The 5852-nt window shown below is 61.7% G+C and carries 6 protein-coding genes; 5 read left to right on the top strand and 1 reads right to left on the bottom strand.

Going from position 1 to position 5852, the window contains the following annotated elements; genetic code table 11:
- Window positions 1-89: 89 nt before the first annotated feature.
- Window positions 90-944, bottom strand: coding sequence for a LysR substrate-binding domain-containing protein (locus tag ACW9JE_RS28020; RefSeq protein ID WP_457434604.1), 855 nt, complete (start codon window positions 942-944; stop codon window positions 90-92).
- A gap of 135 nt (window positions 945-1079) precedes the next feature.
- On the opposite strand from ACW9JE_RS28020, the gene ACW9JE_RS28015 reads away from it, so the two are divergent.
- The 5 genes from ACW9JE_RS28015 (at window position 1080) to ACW9JE_RS27995 (ending at window position 5779) form a co-directional block, all read left to right on the top strand.
- The gene (locus ACW9JE_RS28015; RefSeq protein ID WP_224541919.1) at window positions 1080-2132 is read left to right on the top strand and encodes an agmatine deiminase family protein; all 1053 of its coding nucleotides are present in this window, start codon (window positions 1080-1082) and stop codon (window positions 2130-2132) included.
- A 4-nt stretch (window positions 2133-2136) separates the two neighbouring features.
- Window positions 2137-3045 carry an N-carbamoylputrescine amidase gene (gene aguB, locus ACW9JE_RS28010; protein WP_224541920.1) on the top strand — a complete coding sequence of 303 codons (909 nt, stop codon included), beginning with the start codon at window positions 2137-2139 and terminating at the stop codon, window positions 3043-3045.
- A 1-nt stretch (window position 3046) separates the two neighbouring features.
- Entirely contained in the window at window positions 3047-4150 is a 1104-nt protein-coding gene (locus ACW9JE_RS28005) for an extracellular solute-binding protein (RefSeq protein WP_457434603.1), read from the top strand.
- A gap of 59 nt (window positions 4151-4209) precedes the next feature.
- On the top strand, window positions 4210-5331 hold the full coding sequence (locus tag ACW9JE_RS28000) for an agmatine deiminase family protein (protein ID WP_224541925.1): 1122 nt from the start codon (window positions 4210-4212) through the stop codon (window positions 5329-5331).
- Between the two features lie 67 nt (window positions 5332-5398).
- The gene (locus tag ACW9JE_RS27995) at window positions 5399-5779 is read left to right on the top strand and encodes a RidA family protein (protein WP_224541927.1); all 381 of its coding nucleotides are present in this window, start codon (window positions 5399-5401) and stop codon (window positions 5777-5779) included.
- Window positions 5780-5852 lie beyond the last annotated feature (73 nt).

The raw sequence follows: 5852 nt of genomic DNA, 5'->3' as shown, positions 1-5852 counted from the left end.
TTTGGTTACTTTCGCGCTCTTCGAAAGTGACCCGCTGTAAGAGCGGAACCATAAGTGGCCGTTACCGCAGCAACGGATATGTACACGATCTAATAACTCTCCAAACTCTCAACCAACCACTCACTAAACCCCCGCGCATTACTCTCACTATCCCGATGCGTCAGAAGTGCCCAATTGGGGCCGCGGATGGTTTGTTCCACCAGTGGTTGCAACTGCCCGTTCGCGCGAGCCTGCCGACTCAACAACTCACTAACCAACGCAATCCCAAGCCCCGCGCAAGCCGCATCCAGCAGCAACCCCGGATCAGAGAAGTTCAACCCCTGATCCTGCTGCCCGACATCAATCCCCGATTCCACCGCCCAATGACTCCAATCCATCTCCCGCTCGCCATGCAAGGTCGTGCGCTGCTCCCGGGGTTGCGCCAACAACCCCGGATGGCACGCAGGATAAAGCCGATCGGCATACAACACCTTGAAGCTGCACTCCGCCTGGGAGCTGATGTCGTCGCGCACGGCAATATCGATGGTCTGCGTCGCCATGTCCGGCACTTCATCGGTGCTGAAAATCCACAGATCGACCTGCGGATGCCGACTGCGGAAATCCCCAAGACGCGGCAGCAGCCAGTGACGGGCAAACGCCGGGGTCGTGTTGAGCACCAGTTGATTGGGTTTCTGATATTGCCCGAGCCTGCGAATACCCACCGCCAATTGCTGCAGCATCGCCTGGGTAGTGCTCAGCAGGTCATGGCCGGCGTCGGTCAGGCTGACACTGCGTCCGCTGCGGAAAAACAGCGGCTGCTCCAGATACGCCTCGAGACTGCGGATCTGCTGGCTGATGGCCGACTGGGTCAGGTGCAGCTCCTCGGCGGCCTTGTGAAAACTGCCCAGGCGGGCGGCGGCTTCAAAGCCGCGCAGGGTGCTGAGTGGCGGCCAGTGCTTGAGCATATTGATAAGTTCCTCTAATCACTTTTCTGCAAAATCCATCGTTTGTTTGCCCGTTTTACGCGCCGTAGCATGCATGCCAAGACCGCCAAGGCAGTTTTCATTGAACACAATGGCTTAACTAAAGGGCTTTTTATCATGCAGCAGAACGAGATGGGAAATAGCGGTTGGATGATGCCGGCGGAGTGGGTTCGCCATGCCGCCACCTGGATGGTCTGGCCGCACAACAAGGAACTCTGGGAGTCAGGCTGGCGCGTGACCCTGGCGCAGGTTCAGCAGGATTTCGCCGGTGTGGCCAACGCCATTGCCCGTTTCGAACCGGTGAAAATGGTCGTCGATCCGTCCGCCGTCGCCAGCGCCAAGGCCCTGTGCGGTCCGAACATCGAGCTGATTGAGTTGGCGGTGAACGACAGCTGGTGCCGCGACTCCGGTCCAAGCTTCGTCTGCCACCCGCAACAAGGCCTGGCCGGGGTCAGCTGGCGCTTCAACGCCTGGGGCGGCAAGTCGGCCCATGACCTGGACGAAGGCCTGGCGCGTCGTGCGCTCAATCACCTGGGCCTGCCGTGCTTCGGCACGCCGCTGAGCAACGAAGGCGGCGCCATTCATGTCGACGGCGAAGGCACGCTGATCACTACCGAATCGGTGCTGCTCAACCCCAACCGCAACCCGGGCGTGACCAAGGCCGAGATGGAAGAGATCTTCAGTCGTCTTCTGGGCGTGAAGAAAACCATCTGGCTGCCGGGCGATCCGGACTATGTCACCGGCGACATGACCGACGGCCACGTCGATGGCGTCTGCGCCTTCGCTCGCCCTGGCGTATTGCTGGTGGACGCCACCCGCGACCAGAGCTCGGTGTACGCCGAAGTCGCCCGGGAAAACCGTCGCGCCCTGGAGCTGGTCACCGATGCTCGCGGACGCAAGTTTGAAATGATCGAGCTGTTTGAAGCCAGCGAAGCGGTGGACACCGAAGCCGAAGTGTTCTGCGCCTCGTACACCAACTTTTACATCGCTAACGACGCGATCATCATGCCGGCCTACGGCATCGCCGCCGATAACGTCGCCGCGCAAACCCTGGCCCAGGCCTTCCCCGGGCGCGAAGTGGTGCCGGTGCGCATCAATCATCTGGCCCATGGCGGCGGCGGGGTGCATTGCATCACTCAGCAGCAACCGGCCTGGCCGGTGGAGGGTTGATGCCATGACGATTCTGACCGTCGCCACCACGCAGATGCCCTGCACCTGGGACTTGAAAAACAACCTCGATCAAGCCGAGCAACTGGTCCGCGAGGCCGCCGCCAAGGGCGCCCAGGTGATCCTGTTGCAGGAGCTGTTCGCCACGCCGTATTTCTGCATCGAGCAAAGCCACCAGCACCTGGCCCTGGCCGAGACCTTCGGCGACAGCCCCGTGCTCAAGCGCTTCGCCGCGCTGGCCCGGGAGCTGGGCGTGGTGTTGCCGTTGAGCTGGTTCGAAAAGGCCGGCAACGCTTACTTCAATTCGCTGTGCGTAGCCGATGCCGACGGGCGACTGCTGGGGGTGTATCGCAAGACCCATATCCCCAACGCCATCGGCTATCAGGAGAAGGAATACTTCAGCCCTGGCGATACCGGTTTCCGCGTCTGGGACACCGCGTTCGGGCGCATCGGCGTCGGCATCTGCTGGGATCAGTGGTTTCCCGAAACCGCCCGTTGCCTGGCCTTGATGGGCGCCGAAGTGCTGCTGTTCCCGACGGCCATCGGCTCCGAGCCCGGCTGCGCGACGCTGGATTCGCGGGATCACTGGCAGATGACCATGCGCGGTCATGCGGCCGCCAACATCCTGCCTGTCGTGGCTTCCAACCGCGTCGGCCGGGAAGCGGCGACCACGGATCCGACCTTGCAGATGAGCTTCTACGGCTCGTCCTTCATCAGTAACCACAAGGGCAAGCTGCTCGCCGAGGCCGACCGCGACAGCACCGGCGTGCTGGTGCACAGCCTCGACCTTGCGGCCATGCGCGAAGAGCGTCTGAGCTGGGGCATCTACCGCGATCGTCGCCCGGAAATGTACGGGGCGCTGTTGAGCCAGGACGGTCGCCACATTCACTCACGCTGGAATGCCCAGGGGGTCTGACATGCGTACCTTCAATCGACTGTTGCCCGCCGCCCTCGCACTGGCCATCAGCGCTGCGGTGCCGGCGCTGCATGCCGAAGAAAAGACCCTGCGGCTGTACAACTGGGCTGATTATTTCGCCGAGGACACCCTGAGCCGTTTCACCGCTGAAACCGGGATCAAGGTGATCTACGACGTCATGGACGGCAGCGAAACCCTGGAGGCCAAGATGCTCGCCGGTGGCAGCGGTTACGACCTGATCTTCCCGGGCGACACCGTGGCCGAACGGCTGATGCGCGCCGGCAGCCTTATGCCGCTGGACCGCTCCAAGCTCACGGAGCTTTCGGACATCGAACCCGGTCTGCAGAAACTGCGCGGACAGTACGAGCATTCCGCCGGGGCCACCGTGCCTTACACCTGGGGCACCATTGGCGTGACCTATAACGACGAACAGATCAAACAGCGCATGCCCGACGCGCCGGTCAACAGCCTGGACATGCTGTTCAAGCCTGAGCTGGCGGCGAAATTCGCCGATTGCGGCATCTCGGTGATCGACTCGCCCGACGAAGTGTTGGCGGTGGTACTCAACTACCTGGGCCGCGAACCGCGCAGCGCCAAGCCCGAAGACCTCAAGGCAGCCAGCGCCTTGCTGCAGAAACTGCGGCCGTACGTTCGCAAGTTCCAGTCGCAACCGGTCACCGACCTGGTGAACGGCAACCTGTGCCTGTCCCTGGGCTACAGCGGCGACATGACCCAGGCGCAGCGCACCGCGGATTCGGCCGGCAAGAAGACCACCTTCCAGTACCGCATTCCCAAGGAAGGCACGACGGTGTGGATGGACACCATGGCCATTCCCGTGGACGCCAAACACCCGGAATACGCCTATGCGTTCATCAACTTCATCATGCGCCCGCAGAACATGGCCGCCATCAGCAACTTCACCGGCTACCCGACTTCCAACGCCAAGGCGCGTCCCGGTGTGGATGCAAGCATGCGCGACAACCCGGACATCTATATTGATGAAGCCACCTACGCGCGGTTGATCCCGGGCAAAGATATTCCCCAGGCCGACATGCGTGCCCGCATGCGCACCTGGACCAAGTTCAAAACGGCCACAAGCCAGTAAACCCAAGCCAGTAATTAAGGGCCGGCATGATCTGCCGGCCGATTTTCAGGAACATCTACATGTCGACGCGTCGAGATTTCATCAAACAGGTATTGGTGCTTGCCGGTATGGGAGCCGCTTTCACCGGGCTCGGCTTGTCACCCACCGCCGTGCTGGCGGCCAGCGCAGAGCGTTGGTACATGCCCGATGAGGGCGACAAACATGAGCAGGCCTTCATCGCCTTTGGCGCTCAGGATGCGATATGGGAAGACTTCACCCCGGACGTGCAAGCGGCGCTCGGGCGCATCGCGCGGGCTATTGCCGACTATGAGCCGCTGACCGTGTTCTGCCGCAAGAGCGAGCGGGACCTGGCCGAGGAACATTGCGGCAGCGCCAATGTCACCTACGTCATCACCGAGCTGGATGACATCTGGATGCGCGACATCGGCGCCAATTTCGTGGTCGATGGCAAGGGCGGGCTGGGCGCCGTGGATTTCAATTTCAACGGCTGGGGCAACAAGCAGTGGCACAGCAAGGATGCCCGGCTGGCGGCGCTGATCGCCACCAACGAGCAGGCCAATTACCTGCGCAGCGAGCTGGTGGGCGAGGGCGGCGGCATCGAAGTGGACGGTCACGGCACCGGGATCATGACCGAAAGCAGCTGGATCAACGCCAACCGCAATCAGGACTGGACCAAGGCTGAGGTCGAGGAAGAGCTGAAATTCCGCCTGGGCCTGCGCAAGATCATCTGGCTGCCGGGGATCAAGGGCAAGGACATCACCGACGCCCATGTCGATTTCTATGCACGCTTCGTCAAGCCGGGGGTGGTGATCGCCAACCTCGACACCGATCCGCGGTCCTACGACAACAAGGTCACCAAGGCCCATCTGGAGATCCTCAAAAACGCCACGGACGCCGATGGTCGCAAGTTGCAGGTGCATACCGTGTCGCCACCGCTCAAGCCGCGCAAGAGCAAGTTCAGCCAGGGCAATGACGACTTTGCCGCCGGTTACATCAATTATTTCGTGATCAACGGGGCGATCATCGCGCCGGAATTCGGTGACAAGGAGGCCGATCGCAAGGCGTTTGACCTGCTCTCAAGGCTTTATCCGGATCGCGAAGTGGTGCAGCTCAACATCGATGCCATCGCCGCCGGTGGCGGGGGTATTCACTGCGTGACCAGTCATCAGCCAAGGGTCTAGCAGCGGCAGTGGGGACGTCTGATAGACTGACGGACGTCCCTTTTACCTCCTCGAACAAGAGAGCCCCATGGCCAATCAAGACGTCGTCTTCTATCCCGATCCCGACCAGGATTCCATTTCCTCCGATGTTGCCGAGTTCAACGGCATCCTGATGACCACGCAGATCCCGACCCGCTTCGACGGCACCCTGGAACTGGGCGACATCACCGTGCAGAGCGAATGCACCCTGCAAGCGCTGAAGATTGCACTGGAAGGCGCCGGCAGCTCCATGGACCGGGTCATGCATCTGACCATCTACCTGACCGACATGACCGACCGCGCCGCGTTCAACGAAGTCTACAAGCGCTACTTCGCCAAGCCATGGCCGGTGCGCGCCGCGGTAGGCGTTGCCGCCCTCGCGGTAGAAGGCATGCGCGTGGAAGTCGTGGCCACGGCCGCCAAAGCCTGATTCCCGCCACACACGCAAAACCCCTGTGGGAGCGGGCTTGCTCGCGAAAGCGGTGTATCAGGCAAGTAGATGT

This window comes from Pseudomonas sp. SDO55104_S430, assembly GCF_054070595.1.
Note: the sequence above shows the minus strand (reverse complement) of the source record. Positions and strands in the feature narration are given on the sequence as shown.